Below are 20,941 nucleotides of genomic sequence, written 5' to 3' on the forward strand. Positions count from 1 at the left end.
CCCAGCCAGCCGGCGCCGCTTGCGGCACCGGCTCCTGAATATAAAAACAGCCTATCAAAGGCGCACCACAAGGAGCTCTAGCCATGCGGAACCTATCGCGTATGGGATTTTTCGGCAGTGGCCTTGCCTGTACGCTGGCGCTCTGCGCTGCGAGTCAGGTCCAGGCCTATGAGTTGTATGCCGATGACGACACTCACCTCAACGCCGACATGCTGGCCGTGTTCGGTCTTTTCAACAGTCGCAAGAACTACGACGGCACGCCAGGTGGTTCAACCTGGCGCGAAGGCTTCATCAAGTATGGCGTCAGCGGCGACCAGGGCCTGGCCGGCCATGGCACCGCCTACGGGGCGTTCAGCCTGGTCAGTTCCGCCACCTGGGGCGATGGCGACGCGGCCGGCAATACGTTGGGCAGCGAGCGCACGACGAAGATTGAAGACGCTTACCTGGGGTGGCGTTCCGCCGATCTGTTTCCCGTGTTGGGGCAGGACGGCGTCGATATTTCCGGCGGCCGCCAGGTGGTCAAGCTGGGCAGGGGATTCTTGATCAACGATGACGGGCCGAACCTGGGCAAAGGGCCTGCCGATGGTCGCTTGAATCGCGGTGGCGCCTATTACCTGGCTGCCCGGCACGCGTTTGATCAAACCGCCGTATTACGTCTGGGCGGGCAGGATGGGCTGCATGGCAGTGTGGTGTGGCTCAAATCCGATAACCGCGCCCAGGCCGAAACCGAACTGGCCGCCGGCACGCTCGATTACACCGCCAAGGCGGGCACGTTGGGACTGACCTGGATACATGGTCTTGACGTGAACGAGCAGTGGGCCAGCGATTTCCAGAAGCAACGCAAGGGCATGAACGTCTACAGCATTCGTGGTGAAGGCGACGCGGGCATCGAGAACGCCAGCCTGGCATTCGAATACGCCTGGCAGGACAAGGACGCCGGCCCGCAGAACGCCTGGTACGCCGAGGCCGGCTACACCTTTGCCGATCTCGCCTGGGCCCCGAAGCTGACGTATCGCTACACCCGTTATTCGCAAAAGTGGGACTCGCTGTTCACCGGGCTCAGCACGGGCTATGGCACCTGGTTCCAGGGTGAAGTCGCGGGTAATTATGCCGGACCCTTCAACAGCAACACGGGCATTCATCATGTCGGCCTGACAGCCAAACCGTTGGAAAACCTGACCCTTGGTGCGCTGTACTTTGATTTCAACACGGTACGCAAAGATAGCGCCCTGAACCTGGATGCCCGTGAGCTGGATCTGTATGCCGAGTGGGCCGTCAACGAGCATTTGATCATCACGCCGCTGATAGGCCTCTACAAGCCGGATCGGGATGCAACGACCGGGGGCAATCAAGTGGCGGGCAATGGCACCAACGTGTACAGCCAGGTGACGGTGGCCGTGCCGTTCTGAGGCAGGGGGTGTTCGATAAACCCTGTGGCGAGGGGATTTATCCCCGCTGGGGCGCGAAGCGGCCCTAAATGCAGGCAACCCGGTGTATCAGACAGATTGAGTTGACTGCTTAGGGGGCTGCTGCGCAGCCCAACGGGGATAAATCCCCTCGCCACAGGGAATCGTTTTTCTGGAGTGAGCAGTGTCCCTGCTTTCTAGCTGACAGCAGGCGGATGTTGCATCCGCTCGGCAATCCGTCGGGTGGTGTCCATCACCATTTCAACCACGGTCTCCTGGCGCAGCAGTTTGAAGCTGTCGGTGCTGCCGACGGCTGAAAGGCTGCCTACCACCTCGTCGAGCCCGGGGTTGATGATCGGCGCCGCGATACCGGTGAGCCCCAGGTTGAGTTCATCGTGAGTCAGGCAATAGCCGTCCTTGCGGATCTTTTTCGCCGCTTTGGAAAAACTTGCCCAGTCAAAGCCGTTGTCGGGGTCATTGGCCATGTGTTCTTCGAACAGGCGTTGCAGGCGCCGCCCCTTTTGGAAGGCGATCAGCACCTTGGATTGCGCACCGCGAAAAAACGGCAGTGGCTGGCCGCGACCGAATGCGAACTGGTAGGTGTTATCGGGTTCGGCGATGTAGGTGTTGATGATGTGGCCGTCATAGAAAACGCTGGCGAACACCGCCAGGCCAGTGGCCTCGGACAGCTGGTGCATCAACTCGCGGCCCGCCACGAGGATCGGGTCGTACTGGCGCATCATCCAGTCGAGTTCAATGATGCGTGGCCCCAGGCCGTAGCTGCCGGCATCCACCCGGACCAGCAGGCCAGCATCACACAGGTCCTTGACGTAGCGGTACACGGTCGCCCGTGACAGGCCCATGCGTTCGGCGATGGTGTCGGGGTCGATCTTCAGCGTTGCCGGGCCGAACAGGTCCAGCACACTCAGCATTTTGCTCAGACTGCTCATTTCGCTCCTAAAGGGGGGAATGGCGCGTAGGTGGTCGTTTGGGTGAGCACTATAGGTAGGTGCGCCGATGATGGAAAGCCCGCTCACTAGACGGACAGAGCGTTGCCACGATACGCCAGTGCTTGAGAAAAACAAGCGGATTGATGGCCTTATTCTCGTGGTTATTTTGCATAAATCTCAAAATAAGATCTTTTGCGTGTAAAAAGTACTTGAGTGGAGGGTTCTTCTATGTGATAAATCTCAGCCACTGCAAACGCTCGATCAAGAGGGCTGGAAATGAATGGTGCGCAACTGATAGTGAAAGCGGCGGTGGCGAGCGGTATCGAATACTGCTTCGCCAATCCCGGAACGACTGAAATTCCCCTGGTGGCAGCCATGGCCAGTGCGCCAGCCCTCAAGCCGGTGTTGTCCTTGTTCGAAGGGGTGTGCACCGGTGCTGCGGACGGCTATGGCCGGATTGCCGGCAAGCCGGCGATGACCCTGACTCACCTGGGGCCAGGCTTTGCCAATGGCATTGCCAACCTGCACAACGCGCGTCGCGCCAACACCCCGATCGTCAACGTCATCGGTGATCACGCGTCCTGGCACGTCAATTACGATCCGCCGTTGGCCAGTGATATCCAGGCGTTGGCCGGCAGCGTTTCCAAGTGGGTACGTACCTCGCGCACGGCATCGGGCGTTGGTGAAGATTTCCAGGAGGCGGTGCGTGCCGCCTGGCAGGCCAACGGCCAGATCGCCAGCCTGATTCTGCCGATGGACCTGCAAGCCAACACGGTGCAGCACGAGAAAGCCTTCACCGCATTGCAGGCCCCGGTTCGGCGTTTTGCCGGTGACCGGATCGAGGCGGTCGCCCAGGCACTGCGTGATGGTCGGCGCCTGGTGTTTATCGTCGGCGACCAAGGCTTGTCGGTCGCCGGGCTCGAAGCGGCGGGGCGCCTGGCGCAACTGCCGGGCGTGCGCCTGTTCGCCGAAACCTTTCCGCGCCTGAGTTATCGCGGCGGTGGTTTGCCTGACCTGGATCGCCTGCCGTACTTCCCCGAAGTGGCCATTGAGATCCTTGACCAGTACGACGCGGTGGTGTGCGCCGGCGTGCCGGAGCCGATCAGTTATTTCGGCTACGAAGGCATCGCTTCTCGCCTGGCCGAACGTGAACGCCTGCTCTGCCTGGCGGAAGTAGGGGACGACGTTGCCGGCGCGCTCACTGCGCTGGCCGATGCCCTTGAAGCGCCGGCTTATGTGCCAACGCCAACCGGCATCGAGCTGCCGCCAAGCGAAGCTACGTTGACCCCGCAGTCCGTGGGTCAGGTGTTGGCTGCGTCGCTGCCGGACGACTGCATCGTTTCGGTGGAAGGCGGGACGTGCGGCTATCCGTTCTTCACCGCTTCGGCCCATGCCGCACGGCATCGGGTCTTGACCAACACCGGTGGGGCCATCGGTCAGGGCATCCCGGTGGGCTTTGGCGCCGCCATGGCCGAGCGTGGCAACAAGGTGTTCTGCCTGCAATCGGACGGCAGTGCCCAGTACACCATCCAGACCTTGTGGAGCATCGCCCGCGAGCAACTGCCGGTGGTGATCCTGATCGCGGCCAACCATCGCTACGCCATTTTGCAGAACGAGCTGCGCCGCTTCGGCATGACCGACCTGGGCCCCGAGGCCCTGAGCCTGACGGTGCTGGACCGTCCACGGATCGATTGGAAGGCCTTGGCCAAGGGTTACGGCTTGCCGGCCAGCACCGTGCACACCAACGGTGAGTTGCAGCGCGCCCTGGCCAACGCCAAGGCCGATGGCGGCCCTTGCCTGATTGAAATGGCACTGTGAAGGAGCGGATATGAACCCGATTCAATTGTTACCTGCCGTCGAGAAGTTCCTGTCGCAACCGGGTCGGCTGTTTATCGGTGGCACTTGGCAGGACGCCGCCGATGGCCGGCGGTTTGCCGTGGAAAACCCGGCCACTGAACACACCCTGGCGCAAGTTGCCGAAGGTGGCGAGCGCGACGTCGATGCCGCCGTCGCTGCCGCCCGCGCGGCCTTCACCGGGCCTTGGGCGCAGCACTCACCGGCCCAGCGCGGGCTGCTGCTGTTTCGCCTGGCGGAACTGCTCGACCAGCATCGCGAAGAGCTGGCGCAACTGATCACCCTGGAGAATGGCAAACCGATCGGCGCGGCCCGGGGCGAAGCGGCCAGTGCGGCCAATATCATTCGTTATTTCGCTGGCTGGCCGACCAAGATCGAAGGCAGCACGCTGCCGGTATCGCCCTCCAGCGGCGCACCGATGCTCAACTACACCTTGCGCGAGCCGGTGGGCGTCTGCGCCTTGATCGTGCCGTGGAACTTCCCGCTGACCATGTGCGTGTGGAAGCTTGGCCCGGCGCTGGCGACCGGTTGCGTCGCGGTGCTCAAGCCCGCCGAGCAGACGCCCCTGGTTGCGATTCGCCTGGTGCAGTTGATCGAGGCCGCCGGTTTCCCGGCTGGGGTGGTCAACCTGCTCACCGGCCTCGGCGTGCATACCGGCGCACCGCTGGCCCAGCACCCGGACGTGGACAAGATCGCCTTCACCGGCTCGACCCAGGTGGGCCGGCTGATCGCCCAGGCGGCCACCGGCAACATGAAAAAGGTCTCGCTGGAATTGGGTGGCAAGTCCCCCAACATCATCCTGCCGGACGCCGATATCGTCCGTGCCGCCAAGGGCGCCGCCGACGGCATTTTCTACAACCAGGGGCAGGTCTGCACCGCGGGATCGCGTCTGTACGTGCACGCCAGCGTTCTCGATCAGGTGCTTGAAGAACTCCAGCGCCACGCGGCCGCCCATGTGTTGGGGCCAGGCCTGGATCCGGCCAACAGCATGGGTCCGCTGGTCTCGGCCCGGCAATTGGGCACGGTGCGTGGCTACCTGCAACGGGGCCAGGAAGAAGGCGCCGAGCTGATCTGCGGCGGTGACCGGCCGGCCCACCTGGAGCGCGGCCACTTTATCCGGCCCAGCGTGTTTCTCGACCGCGCCGAGCGCGCCTGTGTTGCCCGAGAAGAAATCTTCGGCCCGGTGCTGACCGTGATGAGTTGGACCGAGATCGATGAACTGGTGCTGCGCGCCAACGACTCGCCCTATGGACTGGCCGCCGGTCTCTGGACCCGCGACTTGCGTTCCGCCCATCGTGTGGCCGCCCAGTTGAAGGCCGGCTCGGTGTGGATCAACTGCTGGAACGTCGTCGACCCGGCCTCGCCATTTGGGGGTTACAAGCAATCCGGCTGGGGCCGGGAAATGAGTAAGAACGTGATCGATGCCTACACCGAAACCAAAAGTGTCTTCGTCGATCTCGCCTGAGCCGAACAATCACAAGAGGAACTGCTATGGATCTGGAATTACAAGGCCGCGTGGCGATCGTCACCGGCGGTGGCATGGGCATCGGCAAGGAAGTCGCGCGCTTTCTGTCCCAGGAAGGTTGCAAGGTGGTGATCTGCGCGCGGCGCATGGAGTTTCTCCAGCAAGCCGCCGAGGAAATCACCGCAGAGACTGGCAACGAAGTGCTGCCGCTGTTCTGTGACACCAACCAGATGTCGGCGGTGTCGGACATGGTCGAGGCTGCCCACAAGCACTTTGGCCGCATCGACATCCTGGTCAACGGCGCCGCGGCCCCGTCCGGTGTGGTGCGCAACGACATCGAGCATGCCGGCGACGATGAATTGCTCTCGGACCTCAACACCAAGGTGATCGGCTATTTCCGTTGCGCCAAGGCCGTGACCCCGCACATGAAGGCCGGCGGCTTCGGTCGCATCATCAACATTGGTGGCCTGACCGGGCGGGGCAGCAAGGTCCTCTCGGGCATGCGCAACCTGGCCATCGCCCACATGACCAAGACCCTTTCCGACCAACTGGGCCCCTGCGGCATCACCGTCAACCTGATCCACCCCGGCGTGGTCGACACCCCGCACATCCAGGAGCTCTACGAGCGCGAAGGGATCAAGCAGGGCAAGACGCCCGAGCAGGTGGAGCAGGGCTACATCGACGCGACGCCGATCCGGCGCACGCTGGCACCCATCGAAATGGGCTGGCTGATCGGTTTCCTCGCATCCCCCAAGGCCGGTGCGGTGACCGGGGAATCGATTGGCATCGACGGCGGCTTGACCCGCGGCATCTTCATTTGAGGAGCAGCAGTGATGAGTAACGGAACCCTTTTGGTCGCCACCGTAGGGCAAGCGGTGATCCGCAGCGCCGACGATGGCCGTACCTGGCACCGCCTGGGCTTGGGCCAGGACCTGGAATTCGACGCGATCACCCGCTCCCTGAGTTTCCATCCGGGGACACCTGAGGTGATCTATGCCGGCACCGACGTCGGCCTGTGCATCAGCCGTGATACCGGCGGCCATTGGCAGCGGGTGGATTCGCCATTCAACGGCCAGACCGTCTGGAAGGTGGCCGTGGACCCGCAAGATGCACAGCGCATTTTCGTCGGCACCGGTGCGCCGTCGCGCGCCGTGCTGTGGCGCACCCTCGACGGTGGTCAGCACTGGGAACGTGCCCCGGTTGAGATCCCGGAGTTCTGCGACGGCGTCAGTCGTCCGCGCTTGCTGGCCTTCGCCTACGACCCGACGGATCGCAACCAGCTCTGGTTCGGCCTGGAAGAGGGTGGGTTGTTCCACAGCCGTGACGGTGGCGACAGCTGGACCCGTGTCGATGACCGCCTGCTGTGGGACTACAACTCGGACGTGCACAACATCGTGGTCCTGCCCAACCATGGGCAAAAGGTCATCGTCGTGGTCTGTGTCAACGCCGTTTACCGCAGCCTCGACGAGGGACAGACCTGGACCGGCATCGTCGCCCGGGAAACCTTCGGCCTGTACTACGTGCGCGCCATGAATGCCGCGTTGGGCAGCGAGGATACGCTCTACCTGAGCATTTCCGACGGCACCCCAGGCACCACCAGCAAGGTACTGGTGTCCCGGGATGCCGCCCTCAGTTGGGAAGTGTTGCCACTGCCGCAACAGCCCAACTCCTGTGTCTGGGCGATTGCCTTGAACCCCGCCGACCCTCGCCAGATTGTCGCCGGCACCAAGTACGGGCATCTGTTCACCTCCGAGAACGGCGGTGACGGCTGGCAGAAGCAGTGGCGTGAATTCAGTGAAATCGCTGATGTGCTCTGGACGCCCGCCGTGGCGAAAATCAAGTCCGGGCATCAATCCATCATCAAGAAGAACTGAGGTATCGCGCGATGAAAGTCGAAGTCGTTCGTACTCACCTGTCGCTGTCCGTGAGCGACCCTGAAGTGTCGGCGCGTTGGTACGCCGACGTGCTGGGCATGCACGAAAGCGCCCGGGGTGAAAGCTGGATCATGATGGCCTTCGGTGCCAAGCACCACGACATCGCGTTGCTCCGCGCAGCACCCGGAGCCCACCAGGGCGGCCTGGGGCTGCAGCACTACGGGCTGGAGATCGCGGGCGACATGACCACCCTGCGCAAGCTCTACGGCATGTTGCTGAAGAAGGGCGTCGAGGTGGTGAAGATCACCGACCACGAGATCGGTAACGGCGTGTATTTCAACGACCCCGATGGCAATCGCCTGGAATTCTTTCTCGAGTCCGAACACGACGATGCACGCGGCAAGGCCCGCTTCAAGGCCGCTGGAGCCCCCAGCCGGCATTTCGATCTCGACCCACTTTGAAAGAGACTGCTCTTATGAAAACCGCAAATTTCGCCAGTTACCACATCCGCAAATGGTACAGCTTCGTCGAGGAAACCCTGGCCAACGAAACGGGCCAGTTGACCGACGGTGAACCGCTGTTCAAGTACGCCATTGGCGCGGTGATCGCCAACCCTTATGCCGGCCGTTTCAGTGAAAGCCTGGCCGAGCTGATAGAGCCGTCACCTTTGCTGGGCCAGGAGTTTGGTCGGCGCATCCGGGTAATGGCTGGCCAGCGCGAGATCGTCAGTTACGGCAAGGCGTGCCTGGTGGGCAGCCAAGGCGAGTACGAGCATGGCAATGCATTGTTGACCAATCCGGCGGCGGATCCGATCCGCGTCGCATTGGGTGGCGGCAAATCCTGGGTGCCTTCCACGGGCAAGCGTGGCGGGCCTGGCGTGACCATCGATGTGCCGCTGGCCCACAAGGATGCGCTGTATGTCCGTTCGCACTACGACAGCATTTCGCTGTCGTTCGGCGATGGTCCCGCAGCCGACGAGTTGGTCATCATCTGGGCCTTCGCCACGCGTGGGCGCTTGCATGCGCGCCTGGGTGGTCTCCAGGCTGCCGACGTCAAGGGCAATGACGGCCTGTATTGAGGTACGGATCGTGGGAAGCGAACGAATGTCTGCAAACAGCCAGTTCTTCACCAATCGATCAGGGCTGCGCCTGCATTATCTGTCCTGGGGCAATCCGTCGGGCATCGCGGTGGTGCTGCTCCACGGGTTGCGCTCCTATGCCCAGACCTGGGATGGCCTGGCCAATGCATTGGGCGAGCGGTACTGCTGCTACGCCCTTGACCAGCGTGGTCGTGGCTACAGTGACTGGGCGGATGCCGCCAGTTACCGGACCGAGGCCTATGTCAACGATCTTGAAGATCTGGTGGCGCATCTGGAGCTGCGGCGTTTCGTCCTGGTGGGACATTCTCTCGGTGGCACCAATGCACTGGAGTATGCGCGGCTCAATCCGGGACGACTGCAAGCGTTGGTGATCGAGGACATCGGCCCTGGTTCTTCGGTCAGCGGTGACGGCGCCGAGCGGATTCGGCGCGAGATGAGCCAGACACCGTTGTTGTTTCCTGACTGGGAGAGCGCCGCCCAGTTCTGGCTGCAAGCGCGACCTGGCCTCTCTCAGGAGGGGCTGGCTTCCAGGTTGATGTATTCCATGAAGGAAACCCTGGCTGGCATCGAATGGCGTCACGACCAGCAAGGTATTGCCCAGGCGCGCCTGAGTATTACCCCGACCGACCTGTGGCCGGCGGTACGGGCGCTGGATTGCCCGACGCTGTTCATTCGTGGCGCGCGTTCCGATTTCCTGCCCTTGGCGACCCTCGAGTCGATCAAGCAGGCCAATAAGTGGGTGCGCACAGAGGAAATCGCCGACGCCAGCCATTACGTCCATGATGACCAAAGCGCAATGTTCAACCTTGTCGTCATGGACTATTTGTATGACCAATGCCTACAACCACAACAACAAAGCGGTGAATAGCGATGAAGCAGGAGAAAACCCAGGTTGTCATCGTGGGCGGCGGCCCGAACGGGATCACGGCCGCTCATTACATGGGGCTGTACGGTATCGACTGCATCGTCCTCGAATTGGCTGACGGCGTGCTGCCGTATCCCCGCGCGGTGGGCATGGATGACGAGGCGCTGCGGGTGTTGCAGGGCATCGGCATCGCTGAACTGGCGGCGCGCGACATGATCTGCAACGTGCCCCTGCGTTACTACAATGCGCGAGGCGTGTGTTTTGCCGAGGTCAAGCCGAGCACGGCAAACTATGGCTGGCCGATGCGCAACATCTTCATGCAACAGTTGCTTGAAACGACCTTGCGCGAGCAGTTGGGCAAGCACGCCAGTGTCGCGTTGCGCCAGGGCCATGAAATGCTCGATCTGGAGCAGGATGCCGAGGGCGTGACCTTGCAGGTGCGCGATGCCCAGGGCGAGCTCTATCAATTGCAGGCGCAGTACGTGATCGGCGCCGATGGCGGACGTTCCAGCGTGCGCAAGAAACTCGGTATCGAGTTGCTGGGGCTGACCCACCCGCGCAAATGGGTGGTGATCGACACGGCCAACGACTCCCTGGATGCACCGTACACCGCCCTGCATGCCGACCCTCAGCGACCCTTCGTCTGCATCTACCTGCCGTATCAGCAGCGGCGCTGGGAGTTCATGCTCCTGGAGGGTGAAGACGAGACCCGGATGTGCGAAGAGGCGACGATCCGGGACTTGATCCGTGGGCATATCGGCGATGCGGTCGACCAACTGGAAATCATCCGGATCCGCGCTTATACCCATAACTCCCGGGTCGCGGCGCGCTTTGTACAGGGCCGTGTGGCATTGGTGGGGGATGCGGCGCATATTTCCCCGCCCTGGGCCGGGCAGGGGCTCAATTCCGGCCTGCGTGATGTCGCCAACGTCAGCTGGAAGCTCGCCGCGATCCTCCAAGGACGGGCGTCACCGGCGATTCTTGCCAGTTACGACCAGGAGCGCCGTGGGCATGCGACCGATCTCATCGCGTTGGCCGACAACATGGGCGCTGTCCTGGGGCTGACCAACCCGTTGATGGCCGGTGTGCGGGACTGGTTGTTCCAGGCCGTCAACAGCGTCGACAACCTGCGCTCGCACTTGCTGGAATTCAAGTTCAAACCCAAGGCAACCATCACCAAAGGCCTGGTTCATCACGAGCGCGCCGAGCTGCATGAGGATGATCTGGTTGGGCAGTTGTTCATCCAGCCGTCTGTCGAAGATGCCCAGGGCCAGCGCCGGCGCCTGGACGATGTGCTGGGGCATTCCTATGCAGTGCTGGGGTATCGGGTCAATCCGAGCGAACAGCTCAGTGAAGAAACCGCCGCTTGGTGGGCACGCTGGGAGACGCGTTTCATCCAGATCAATCGCTCGCGCAGTGGCGTGGGGCGTAACCAACCCTTGTCCGCCAGCGGCGCCATTTGCGTCGAGGACGTCGATAACCGCTTGGGCGAATGGTTTGCCAAGGTGCGTGACTGCGTTGTGGTGGTGCGACCGGATCGGTTCGTTGCCGCGATCACCACACCCGAGCGGCTCGAAGGCGTGTTGCGCAAATTGGCGGAGCAGCTCTCATGAGGCGTGAAGACGATCTTCTGGTCCGGCTTCAGGATGCCGCGCAGGCCGTACACGCCTTGCCTTCGCTGGCGCCTCAGGCCGTCGCCCTGCAGGAGGGCTACACCTTGCAACGCGAGGTGCTGCGTCGGCGCCAGACCGCTGGTGAGCGGTTGGCCGGGTGGAAAGTGGCCTTCGCCAGCCGCGCCGCCCAGGACCGTTTCGGTATTGATGAACCGGTGTTGGGCGCGCTGACCGATGCCATGGCTGTGGAACCCGGCAGCACGGTGCCCCTGGCACGGCTGATCCAGCCCAAGCTGGAAATCGAACTGGCGTTTGTCCTGGGGCGTACGCTGGTGCCGGGTTTCTACAGCGACGAGGACATCTTCGCTGCCATCTCCGAGGTCGCGCCGGCATTCGAAATTGCCGATTGTCGCTGGCAGGACTGGCGTTTCGGCGTCGGGGCGTTTCTTGCCGACAATGCCGCCGCGGGCCTGTATTGCCTCGGCGCGAGGGTGGGGTTCGATCCGGATCGACTGCCCGAAGTGAACTATCGCCTGGTGCATGACGGCGTGCCCTGCGGTGAAGGTAACGTCCTGGCGCGCGAGGACACCCCTCTGGCGAATCTGTGTTGGCTGGTCCGGCGGTTGCTGGCCGACGGGCAGCGCGTTGAAGCGGGGCAGGTGGTGCTGTCCGGGGCGTTGTTGGCGCCGATGGACGTCAGGGCGGGCGAATATCGTTTGCACATGCTTGGCACGGAACTGGCTTTGGTTTTCCGGCGATAAACACTGTTCACCGTAGGAGCTGCCGAAGGCTGCGATCTTTTGATCTTTTGATCTTTTGATCTTTTGATCTTTCGCTTGAGATTTAAGTGTCTGGGGAAAGATCGCAGCCTCGTTGCACTCGACAGCTCCTACACAGCGTCCGGCACAGCATCGGCACAGCGTTTGGCACAGCTCCTACGCAGCACCGGGCAATAAGCGCAGCACCACCGAGGAACAATGATCATGTTCGCCGAAGTCCGTACCTTCAATGATCCTCAGCAACACGCAGGTTCGATCCTGGGCTGGCAACAGGTCTATGACCAACTCGGGCGTGGCTGCCTTTCCAGCGAACTGCGGCAGGTGTGCGCCGAGCGTTTCCAGATTTTCCAGGAGGTGCTGGATAAACGTGTGGTGCAGCGCGGTAGCGCGCCCAAAGGGCGCTTGTGCATTGCCATGTCGCTGGGCGGTGCGCCGGTGGTCCAGGGGCACCAAGTGGGCGCTCACAGCGTCGTGCTGTTACGCGATGGCGAGGACTTCGTCTTGCACGCCCCGGAAGGCATGCACTTCTTCGCGGCTAATGTCGACACGGTGCGGTTCGCCAAGCTGGCGGCCTACGAGCTGTCGAGCGAACAGCTCAAGCGCTTGAAAAGCGTGTCCCAGGTCAGCGTGGATGAGGCGGTGCTGCGCCGGGTGCAGCAAAGGATCCACCCACTGTTTCGTCACCTTTTGGAACAGGCGGACGCGGTCAATCCCGCCGCGGAAAAAATCCTCGAAGACGTCCTGCTCAACGCCTTTCTCGACCTGTTCAGTCACGCTTCGGACGAGGTGCGTGGCCGGCGCGGCAATTTTGCCGTCAGTGCCTATCTGGTCAAACGTTGCCAGGAGCTGGTCGTCGCCAGCGCCGATGTGCCCTTGAGCATCCTCGATTTGTGCGAACAATTGCGGGTCAGCCGCAGGACTCTGCAGAACAGTTTCCAGGCGGTCACCGGGATGCGTCCGGTGGAGTACCTGCGCAACCTGCGGCTCAATGCCGTGCGTCGGCGTTTGATCACGACCCGTGCGGCGGCACTGAACGTCAGTGAAATCGCCGTGGCGATGGGTTTTTTCCACCTGAGTCATTTCGCGGCCCATTACCGGGCGCTGTTTGGCGAGTCACCCTCGGATACGCCCAGGGCACCGGCATGATGGACTCCAAATGGACAGGCGAAATCTGTGGCGAGGGGATTTATCCCCGTTGGGCTGCACAGCAGCCCCAAAAGCACTGAACTCAATCTTCCTGGCACACCGAGTTGCCTGGTTCGGGGGCCGCTTCGCAGCCCAGCGGGGATAAATCCCCTCGCCACAATTCATCTAGCCAGCCTTAAGTGAACGGTATTCGCGATGTTACCGAAGCGCCATCTTGCACCCCTAAAAGGCAGCCACTGAGCTATTTGGTAGCACACCTGGGCGATCCAGGTCTTCAGGTTGGCAGTCGTTTTTCCAAGTAAATTCCTTAAAATCAATTACTTGCACAGTGATGCGTGAGGTTGGCACGCATTCTGCTTTTTTGAATCCATGGATAATTGGATACAAAAATGCAGAGGGTGCTGCCATGCAATTTGCTCCGACGTACGCTGAACGCCCGCCCATGACGGCCGAGGAGGAGGCCTACAACTTCCTGCTCGATGCGATTTGTGGCGGTCGGTTACGCAAAGGCGACCGGCTGATTGCCGAGGACATCGCCAACGAGATCGGCATGAGCCGGATGCCGGTGCGCGAAGCCTTTCGCCGTCTGGATGCCCAGGGCCTGGTGACCTTGCGACCCAATCGCGGGGCGATTGTCAGCGGCCTGGACATCGATGAGTTGCACGAAGTCTTCGAGATGCGCAGCGCCCTGGAAGGCCTGGCCGTCCGTGTCGCGACAGCCAGGATTGGCGAGCGCCAGTTGGCTGCCTTGGAGCGACTGCTGGACGAGATGGACGATTACCGCGAGGAAAGCGCCGAGTGGGTCAGCCGCCATCGCGCGTTCCATGAATACCTGTGCAGCCTCAGCGGTCGCCCGCGATTGCTCAAGCAGATCAGTGCGCTCTATTCCCTGATCGAAGCGCCCATGCGCCTGTGGCTGCAGCACGTGGAAAAGCCCCTGAGTGCGCGCCAGGAGCACATGCTGATTCTCGACGCCCTGCGTGCGGGCGATGCCGACAAGGCCGAGGCGGTGGTGCGTGCGCACATCGAAGGCACCGTTCCTGAATTGATCGAGTTCCTGCAATCAAAAAAATAACGAGAGCAGGTTTCGAATCTGCCCGTGTTCTGACTTTGAGTACTGCCCGTTACTTACTGAACTGGAGTGTCTGGTCATGCATAAGCCTCGCCTGTTGGTTGCCGCTTTATCCTTGGGTTTCTGTGCGCAGTGGGCGGTTGCCGCGCCCGTTGTCCCGGAGCGTTTGCTCAAGGTCGATAAACTCGTCTACTGCTCGGGCATGGATTCGCCGCCGCTGGTGTCCTTTGATGAGGCGCAGAAACCCAAGGGACTGACCGTGGACCTGGGGCTGGAAATCGCCAAGCGCCTGGGCGACAAGAAGGTGGAATGGCGGGTCATTCCCTTTTCCGGATTGCTCCCCGCGTTGCTGGCCCGCCAGTGCGACATGATCGTCGACCAGTTGTTTGATAAACCCGAGCGCCGCGAGGTGATCGACATCGTCAACTACATGTATTCCAGCCAGGCGGTGGTGGTGCCCAAGGGCAATCCAAAGGGCCTCAAGACACTGCCGGATCTCTCCGGAGACAAGGTCGCGGTGCTCAACGGTTCCACCATCAAGACCCTGCTCGACGCCGAGAACGAGACCCTGGCCAAGGCCGGCAAGCCGCCTATGAAACTGGTGGTCTACAACACCGACACCGATGCCTTCCAGGCCCTGCGCATCAGCCAGGTCGACGCCTACGGCACCACCGTGGAAACCGCCGGTTACTACGCCACCATGGCGCCCGATCTGTTCGAGGAGGGCGTGCCAGCCTTCAGCCGGATTCTCACCGGCCTGGGCATTCGCAAGGACGATCCGCAACTGACCGCCGCCGTGCAGCAGATCATCGGCGATATGCGCAGCGATGGCAGCTACAGCCAACTGCTGGGCAAATGGCATGTCGCCAGTGACACACTCGATTGAGGTGAACCGTTGATGAATTTCAATTGGGATGTGTTCTGGCAGTACCTGTTGCAGCCCAGTGGGGTGTACCTCACCGGGCTCTGGTTGACTTGCCTGATCAGTGTGCTGGCGATGTTGCTGGGCTGTGCCCTCGGGCTGGCCGCCGCGCTGTTGCGGTTGTCGAAGAACCCGTTGCTGCATTTGCCAGTGCGTTTTTACGTGTGGCTGATGCGCGGTACACCGTTGCTGGTGCAGATCGTCTTTCTCTACACCGCACTGGCCGCCGGCGGGATTTTCCGCTTCGAAGACATCGACCTGTTCGGCCTGGTGATCCCCGGCAATATCCAGGCGGCGATCATTGCCCTGGGCCTCAACGAGGGGGCCTACATGGCCGAGATCATCCGCGCCGGCATCGGTGCGGTGGACAAGGGCCAATACGAGGCCGGGCGCTCGCTGGGCATGACCTTCGCCAAACTGATGCGCCGCATTGTGCTGCCCCAGGCGTTCCGGGTCATCGTTCCGCCGCTGGGCAACGAGTTCAACGTGATGCTCAAGAACACCACGCTGGTCAGCGTGATCGGCGTACAGGAACTGTTGCTCAGTACCCAGATGGTCACGTCGGCGACGTTCCGGGTGTTCGAGCTGTACCTGGTGGTGGCGATCTATTTCCTGTTACTGACCACGTTGTGGGGCTTTTTCCAGCGCTGGCTGGAGGCCCGTTTCGGTCAGTCGGACCGGCCCTCGTCACCGCCGCCGGCTTCGACGCGGATGTTCGGTCGCAGCACCCTGAACCTGCTGAGGGCACGTTAACCATGGCGCATAAAAGCGAAGAGCTGATCATCGAGGCGCTGGACGTTCACAAGTCCTTCGGCGAGCTGCAGATTCTCAAGGGCATCTCCCTGCAAGTGCGGCGCGGCGAAGTGGTGGTGCTGATCGGCGCTTCGGGCTCCGGCAAGACCACCTTCATCCGCTGCATCAACCTGCTGGAGGACATCCAGGGCGGGCGGATCCGCGTCAACGGCCGGGCCATGGGCTATCGCGAACGGGCCGACGGCAGCCTGGTGCGTGAGTCGGAGCGCAACATCGCCCGGCAGCGGCGGGACATCGGCATGGTGTTCCAGCGCTTCAACCTGTTTCCTCACATGACCGCCCTGGAGAACATTATCGAGGCGCCGATCCAGGTGCTTGGCGTGACTCGCACCGCAGCGTTGGAGCAGGCCCGCGGCCTGCTGGAGCGGGTCGGCCTGGCGGACAAGGCCGATCACTACCCGTCGATGCTCTCCGGCGGCCAGCAACAACGGGTGGCGATTGCCCGGGCCCTGGCCATGAAACCCCAGGCCATGCTGTTCGACGAACCCACCAGCGCCCTCGATCCGGAGACTGTCGGCGAGGTGTTGCAAGTGATGAAGGAGTTGGCCGAGGAGGGGATGACCATGGTCGTGGTGACCCATGAAATGGGCTTTGCCCGGGAAGTGGCCGACCGTGTGGTGGTCCTGGACCAGGGCGAGCTCATCGAGCAGGGGCCGCCGGAGCAGATTTTCTGTCACCCCATTCATCCTCGTACCCGGGCTTTTCTCAGTCGCGTGTTATGACCTTTCCCGGCCACTGAATTCCTGTATCGAAGAGCCTTCACCATGCTGAAATTTTCTGCCCACGAATATCCTTATCCGTCGCAACGCCAAAGCGTTTTCGCCCGTCGAGGCATGGTCGCCGCGTCCCAGCCCCTGGCTGCCCAGGCGGGCATCGAGATCATGCAAAAGGGCGGCAATGCCATCGACGCCGCCATCGCCACGGCGGCCGCACTGACGGTGGTGGAACCCACCGGCTGTGGCATTGGCGGTGACGCCTTCGCGCTGGTCTGGTGCAAGGGTCAGTTGCACGGCCTCAACGGCAACGGCCATGCGCCGGCCGCCTTGAGTGTCGAGGCGGTCAAGGCCGCCGGCCATGAAAAAATGCCGCTCTATGGCTGGACACCGGTGACCGTCCCGGGCTGCCCATCGGCCTGGGCCGAGTTGTCCCGACGCTTTGGCAAGCTGCCCTTTGCCGAGCTGCTGCAACCGGCCATCAGCCTGGCGCGGGACGGCTTTGCGCTGTCGCCGGTGGTTGCCCATCAATGGCAGGTTGCGGTGAACGAGTTCACACCCCATCGCGATGCCGTCCTCGAAACTTGGTTCGAGACGTTCCTGATCGAAGGCCGGGCGCCACGGGCCGGGGAGGTTTTTCGCAACCCGGCCCAGGCGCGCACCCTCCAGGAGTTGGCCGACACCCGCTGCGAGAGCCTGTATCGCGGCGCGTTGGCCGAGCGCCTGGACGCCCATTCCCGGGCCAGCGGCGGCTACCTGCGGGCCTCGGACCTCAGGGATTATCGCGCCCAGTGGGTCGACCCCATCCACGTCAATTACCGAGGCGTGGATGTCTGGGAAATCCCGCCGAGCGGGCAGGGCCTGGTGGCCTTGATGGCGTTGAAGATTCTGGAAGGCTTTGACTTCGATCAGCGTGACAGCCAACAGACCTGGCATCGCCAACTGGAAGCGATGAAGTTGGCCTACAGCGACGGCCTGCACTACATCACCGACCCCCTGCACATGCGCGTGGCGGTGGCTGACCTGCTCAGCGATGACTACAGCACCCGCCGGCGCGGGCAGATCGGCGAACAGGCCCAACCGCCCGCGCCCGGCGACCCCCACGCCAGCGGCACGGTGTACCTGGCGACAGCGGATGGCGAGGGCAACATGGTCTCGTTCATCCAGAGCAACTACCACGGGTTCGGCTCCGGCGTGGTACTGCCCGACAGCGGTATCGCCCTGCAGAACCGTGGGCAGGAGTTCAGCCTCGACCCACGCCACGCCAACTGCCTGGCCCCGGGCAAAAAAACCTTCCACACCATCATTCCCGGGTTCCTCACCCGCAATGGCGAGGCCCTCGGCCCCTTCGGCGTGATGGGTGGCTACATGCAGCCCCAGGGGCATGTGCAGATGGTCATGAACCTGGTGGATTTCGGCCTGAACCCGCAAGCGGCCCTCGACGCTCCGCGCTGGCAATGGCTGGGGGACATGAAGGTCGGGATCGAGCACGGCGCCTCACGGGACCTGGCCAATGCCCTGGCACGGCGGGGGCATGAGGTTCAGATTGCCAGCGACCTGACCGACTATGGCCGCGGCCAGATCATCCTGCGTGACCCGGTCAGCGGTGTGCTGTGCGGTGGTACCGAACCCCGGGCGGATTCGCATATTGCGGTTTGGTAAATGCGTGATCGGCCGATGCCTGGAGTATCGGCCGATCACATTGCCGCTCAAGCCTCAGTAAGGATTGCAGTACTGTGCGACAGCCCTGGCCTGGTCGACGTAAGGACGTGCCGGCTCAAGGTTCCACTCGGGTTTGTTCCTGACGGGTTTGCCATCGAAGGTTGCCGCCAGATGACACACCAATTGCCGGCGGAGGGACCCGCCGTAGACGCTGTATTGCCGCCATTGCCCGTCGTCTTTGTGCTTGTTGTACAGCTCGGCAAACATCCTGTCGGTCTGGTCATCCTTGATCGCGCGACCACATGCCGTGGGCACGACTTGGAGCGACCAGGTGTCGGGCCCAAGCTTCGGATCAGGGCGTTTCACCCAAGTGCTGGATTCGATGTAGCGGTCACAGAATTGTTGCGTGGGCGGCGACGGGGTTTGGGTGCAGGAGAACGTGGCCTTGCTGCCCGGCGTCCTGGGGAAGTCGATCTTGATGATGTTGCGATCCTTGCCGGTCTTGTCCTTGTAGTCCCGTTGGTTGGCCAGGGCATCGTTCAGGCCACGTTGATCGCTGTAGAAAAACGCCAGGATCGGCAGTGCATCGTCTTTCGGGTTACCCAGGCGCAGTTCGGTCTGGGTTTGAAATTCGCGGGTATTGATGACTTGCCGGGCGCCCATGAAGTTTCGAAACGCGTCGACCCGTTCCCGGCTGCTCATGGGGTTGCGCATATTGAAACCACATTGCAACTGGTCTTGCTTCCTGTCGTTGTTGAACCGGGTGAAGTGCGCGACCCAGGCATTGGCATTGAGGATAGGCGGCGCCATGGCCTGGCAGACCGCCTCTGTCTGGGCGGTGTTTTTATTGTTGCCACAACCTCGATCATCGCGAAAGTCGGTCCAGGCATCGTTCGGAAATGCACAGTAGATGTGCACCGGGGTTTCCGGTTCGCGTACCTGGTCGATCGGCGTGATGATGTAGCCGTTCTGGGTGCTCATGCCCGGGTCTTCATAGCTGATGCCATCGACCCGCATCCAGGAGGCGGCAAAGGTGCCCAGCTCTTTCGCTTTCGGGCTTGGGTTCCAGACATCCCATTTCTCGCCCTTCGCCGGGTTGGCGCGGTGAGTGCCCCTGATCAGCAACCCCGAACAATCCGAGGCCGGGTCCTGCCGGCAACTGTCGACGGTGTTGTTGTACAACCCTTCCACCCGTTTCAGCGTCTCTTCGCACGACTCGGCATTGGCCGCTGTCGTTTGCAGGAACAACGGGAGGACGAGCAATGGCGTGATCCTTTTCAAACGTGTCTTCATGACGTGACTTCCTTGTGTTGGAACCGGTAGCCGGCACGGCATTCCATGCCGGGGAAAGAGAAAGCAGAAGGGTTTGTGGTGCCGGCCGCGGGGTTCATTGAGCCTGTCGCGGGCATCGGCGGCGTTGTGGACGAGGGCAACTCAACGCGAGAGCGAATGGCAACCAGCCGCGGCATCGAGTTCCTGGTGCGCGTCCTTGAGGATGTTGTAGTTGGGGTTGATGCGGGGCTTCAGCGGATCATGCGGCGACTGGGCAGCTACCGGATGGAACGCCAGGGGCAGGGTAAAAAACGCACGAGCAGCTGCGCACATGTCGACACTCCTTGTCGAACGAGATGGGTGAGTTTCAAGGTAGTCAACCGATTCCCGCAGGTCAAATCAGCGCCTTTCCTTCAGGGGCCATTCCCGCGTGGACCTTGATGACGACCTTGCCCTTCGATCGTCCTTGTTCGACATAGCTCAGGGCATCGGCTGTTGCGTCGAAGGGGAAGGATCGGTCAAGCACCGGCTTGATGCTGCCGGATTCGACGAGCGTGCTGATCTCACGCAGTTGAGCGCCACTGGCACGCATGAACACGAAGGCGTAGCTCACACCTTTTCGGCGGGCCTTGCGACGTATGCCGCTGCTCAGCAGGCCCATGATCAGTCTCAGCACCCAGGAAAATCCCTGGGCCCGGGCGAACTGCGGGGTGGGTGGTCCCGAGATGGAAATGAGCTGGCCGCCGGGTTTGAGGATCTTCAGCGATTTCTCCAATTCATCGGCGCCGAGGCTGTGCAACACGACGTCATAGTCCTGCAGAACGTTGGCGAAATCCTGTTGCTTGTAATCGATGACAACGTCCGCGCCCAGGGCTTTGACCCACGGCACATTGGCGGTGCTGGTGCTGGTCGCAACGAAGGCGCCGAGGTGCTTGGCAAGCTGGATGGCGAGGGTGCCGACGCCACCTGAACCGGCCTGGATGAAAACCTTTTGGCCTTGCTTCAGTCGGGCGGTTTCAACCAGTACCTGCCAGGCCGTCAGGGCGACCAAGGGCAGGGCAGCGGCTTCTTCCGTGCTGATGTTTGCCGGTTTCACGGCCAGGGCGTTTTCGTTCACTGAAATCTGCTCGGCGAAGGTGCCGATGTGTCCATCCGGGGCGCGGGCATAGACTTCATCGCCCGGCTTGAACTGCTCGACACGGGATCCCACACGGACCACGACCCCGGCCACGTCATGCCCCAATACCAAGGGAAACGAGTAGGGCAGGATCAGCTTGAACTCGCCTTTGCGAATCTTTGAATCCAGGAGGTTGACGCTGGCGGCGTGCACGCGGACCAGAACGTCGTGGTCAGCCACTTCAGGAGCCGGTACCTCGTCAATACGTCCAGCGTGCTTGCCGTAGCGGTCGATTAAAAATGCCTTCATGGTGCTTTGT

21 protein-coding genes are annotated in these 20,941 nt (G+C 62.0%); 16 read left to right on the forward strand and 5 right to left on the reverse strand.

The features are described 5' to 3' along the window. The first annotated feature begins 83 nt into the window (after positions 1-83). Positions 84-1,409 (forward strand): hypothetical protein, encoded by a 1,326-nt coding sequence (locus CFII68_RS24955; protein ID WP_018600542.1) that lies wholly within the window; start codon positions 84-86, stop codon positions 1,407-1,409. Positions 1,410-1,603: 194 nt separating this feature from the next. Here the strand turns inward: CFII68_RS24955 and CFII68_RS24950 are convergent, their stop codons facing one another. Beyond that, positions 1,604-2,356 (reverse strand): IclR family transcriptional regulator, encoded by a 753-nt coding sequence (locus CFII68_RS24950; RefSeq protein WP_018600544.1) that lies wholly within the window; start codon positions 2,354-2,356, stop codon positions 1,604-1,606. 276 nt (positions 2,357-2,632) lie between these two features. Here CFII68_RS24950 and CFII68_RS24945 point away from each other — a divergent pair, with 276 nt between their 5' ends. The 10 genes from CFII68_RS24945 to CFII68_RS24900 all read left to right on the forward strand — a co-directional run bounded on the left by CFII68_RS24945 (position 2,633) and on the right by CFII68_RS24900 (position 13,051). Then, complete coding sequence (locus CFII68_RS24945) at positions 2,633-4,174, forward strand: acetolactate synthase large subunit (RefSeq protein WP_018600546.1); 1,542 nt, start codon at positions 2,633-2,635, stop codon at positions 4,172-4,174. Positions 4,175-4,184: 10 nt separating this feature from the next. Further along, a complete protein-coding gene (locus CFII68_RS24940) occupies positions 4,185-5,675 on the forward strand; it encodes an aldehyde dehydrogenase family protein (RefSeq protein WP_018600548.1) in 1,491 nt (496 codons plus the stop codon). 26 nt (positions 5,676-5,701) lie between these two features. Further along, on the forward strand, positions 5,702-6,496 hold the full coding sequence (locus tag CFII68_RS24935) for an SDR family NAD(P)-dependent oxidoreductase (protein WP_018600550.1): 795 nt from the start codon (positions 5,702-5,704) through the stop codon (positions 6,494-6,496). 12 nt (positions 6,497-6,508) lie between these two features. After that, entirely contained in the window at positions 6,509-7,549 is a 1,041-nt protein-coding gene (locus CFII68_RS24930; RefSeq protein WP_018600552.1) for a YCF48-related protein, read from the forward strand. Between the two features lie 11 nt (positions 7,550-7,560). After that, positions 7,561-8,010: a VOC family protein gene (locus tag CFII68_RS24925; RefSeq protein WP_003200799.1), complete on the forward strand. Its 450-nt coding sequence runs from the start codon at positions 7,561-7,563 to the stop codon at positions 8,008-8,010. A gap of 14 nt (positions 8,011-8,024) precedes the next feature. Then, entirely contained in the window at positions 8,025-8,627 is a 603-nt protein-coding gene (locus CFII68_RS24920; RefSeq protein ID WP_018600557.1) for an amino acid synthesis family protein, read from the forward strand. A gap of 25 nt (positions 8,628-8,652) precedes the next feature. After that, on the forward strand, positions 8,653-9,516 hold the full coding sequence (locus CFII68_RS24915) for an alpha/beta fold hydrolase (protein ID WP_018600559.1): 864 nt from the start codon (positions 8,653-8,655) through the stop codon (positions 9,514-9,516). Between the two features lie 2 nt (positions 9,517-9,518). Next, the gene (locus tag CFII68_RS24910; RefSeq protein ID WP_018600561.1) at positions 9,519-11,126 is read left to right on the forward strand and encodes a bifunctional 3-(3-hydroxy-phenyl)propionate/3-hydroxycinnamic acid hydroxylase; all 1,608 of its coding nucleotides are present in this window, start codon (positions 9,519-9,521) and stop codon (positions 11,124-11,126) included. Next, positions 11,123-11,887, forward strand: a complete 765-nt coding sequence (locus CFII68_RS24905) for a 2-keto-4-pentenoate hydratase (protein WP_018600563.1) — start codon at positions 11,123-11,125, stop codon at positions 11,885-11,887. Before CFII68_RS24910 ends, CFII68_RS24905 begins: the two co-directional genes overlap by 4 nt. Before the next feature lie 222 nt (positions 11,888-12,109). Next, positions 12,110-13,051, forward strand: coding sequence for a helix-turn-helix domain-containing protein (locus CFII68_RS24900; RefSeq protein WP_018600565.1), 942 nt, complete (start codon positions 12,110-12,112; stop codon positions 13,049-13,051). 222 nt (positions 13,052-13,273) lie between these two features. Here CFII68_RS24900 and CFII68_RS27325 read toward each other — a convergent pair whose 3' ends face one another. Beyond that, positions 13,274-13,459: a hypothetical protein gene (locus CFII68_RS27325; RefSeq protein ID WP_156886071.1), complete on the reverse strand. Its 186-nt coding sequence runs from the start codon at positions 13,457-13,459 to the stop codon at positions 13,274-13,276. Between CFII68_RS27325 and CFII68_RS24895 the strand changes: the two genes are divergently transcribed. The 5 genes from CFII68_RS24895 to CFII68_RS24875 all read left to right on the forward strand — a co-directional run bounded on the left by CFII68_RS24895 (position 13,458) and on the right by CFII68_RS24875 (position 18,233). Then, positions 13,458-14,126 (forward strand): GntR family transcriptional regulator, encoded by a 669-nt coding sequence (locus CFII68_RS24895; RefSeq protein WP_003200810.1) that lies wholly within the window; start codon positions 13,458-13,460, stop codon positions 14,124-14,126. The two genes, CFII68_RS27325 and CFII68_RS24895, sit on opposite strands and share 2 nt — an antisense overlap. A 76-nt stretch (positions 14,127-14,202) precedes the next feature. Then, entirely contained in the window at positions 14,203-15,009 is an 807-nt protein-coding gene (locus CFII68_RS24890) for an ABC transporter substrate-binding protein (RefSeq protein WP_018600568.1), read from the forward strand. 12 nt (positions 15,010-15,021) lie between these two features. Next, complete coding sequence (locus tag CFII68_RS24885) at positions 15,022-15,798, forward strand: amino acid ABC transporter permease (RefSeq protein WP_014337982.1); 777 nt, start codon at positions 15,022-15,024, stop codon at positions 15,796-15,798. 2 nt (positions 15,799-15,800) lie between these two features. Then, the gene (locus CFII68_RS24880; protein ID WP_003200817.1) at positions 15,801-16,580 is read left to right on the forward strand and encodes an amino acid ABC transporter ATP-binding protein; all 780 of its coding nucleotides are present in this window, start codon (positions 15,801-15,803) and stop codon (positions 16,578-16,580) included. Positions 16,581-16,622: 42 nt separating this feature from the next. Then, positions 16,623-18,233, forward strand: coding sequence for a gamma-glutamyltransferase family protein (locus tag CFII68_RS24875; RefSeq protein WP_018600575.1), 1,611 nt, complete (start codon positions 16,623-16,625; stop codon positions 18,231-18,233). A 54-nt stretch (positions 18,234-18,287) separates the two neighbouring features. On the opposite strand, the gene CFII68_RS24870 is transcribed toward CFII68_RS24875, so the two are convergent. The 3 genes from CFII68_RS24870 to CFII68_RS24865 all read right to left on the reverse strand — a co-directional run bounded on the left by CFII68_RS24870 (position 18,288) and on the right by CFII68_RS24865 (position 20,931). Continuing rightward, positions 18,288-19,526 carry a DUF2599 domain-containing protein gene (locus CFII68_RS24870; protein WP_018600578.1) on the reverse strand — a complete coding sequence of 413 codons (1,239 nt, stop codon included), beginning with the start codon at positions 19,524-19,526 and terminating at the stop codon, positions 18,288-18,290. A gap of 141 nt (positions 19,527-19,667) precedes the next feature. Then, complete coding sequence (locus CFII68_RS27620; RefSeq protein WP_018600580.1) at positions 19,668-19,838, reverse strand: hypothetical protein; 171 nt, start codon at positions 19,836-19,838, stop codon at positions 19,668-19,670. A gap of 61 nt (positions 19,839-19,899) precedes the next feature. Continuing rightward, positions 19,900-20,931, reverse strand: coding sequence for an NADP-dependent oxidoreductase (locus CFII68_RS24865; RefSeq protein ID WP_018600582.1), 1,032 nt, complete (start codon positions 20,929-20,931; stop codon positions 19,900-19,902). Between the last annotated feature and the right edge of the window lie 10 nt (positions 20,932-20,941).

Origin of the sequence: Pseudomonas sp. CFII68, assembly GCF_000416195.1 — a bacterium.
Lineage (GTDB): Bacteria > Pseudomonadota > Gammaproteobacteria > Pseudomonadales > Pseudomonadaceae > Aquipseudomonas > Aquipseudomonas kilonensis.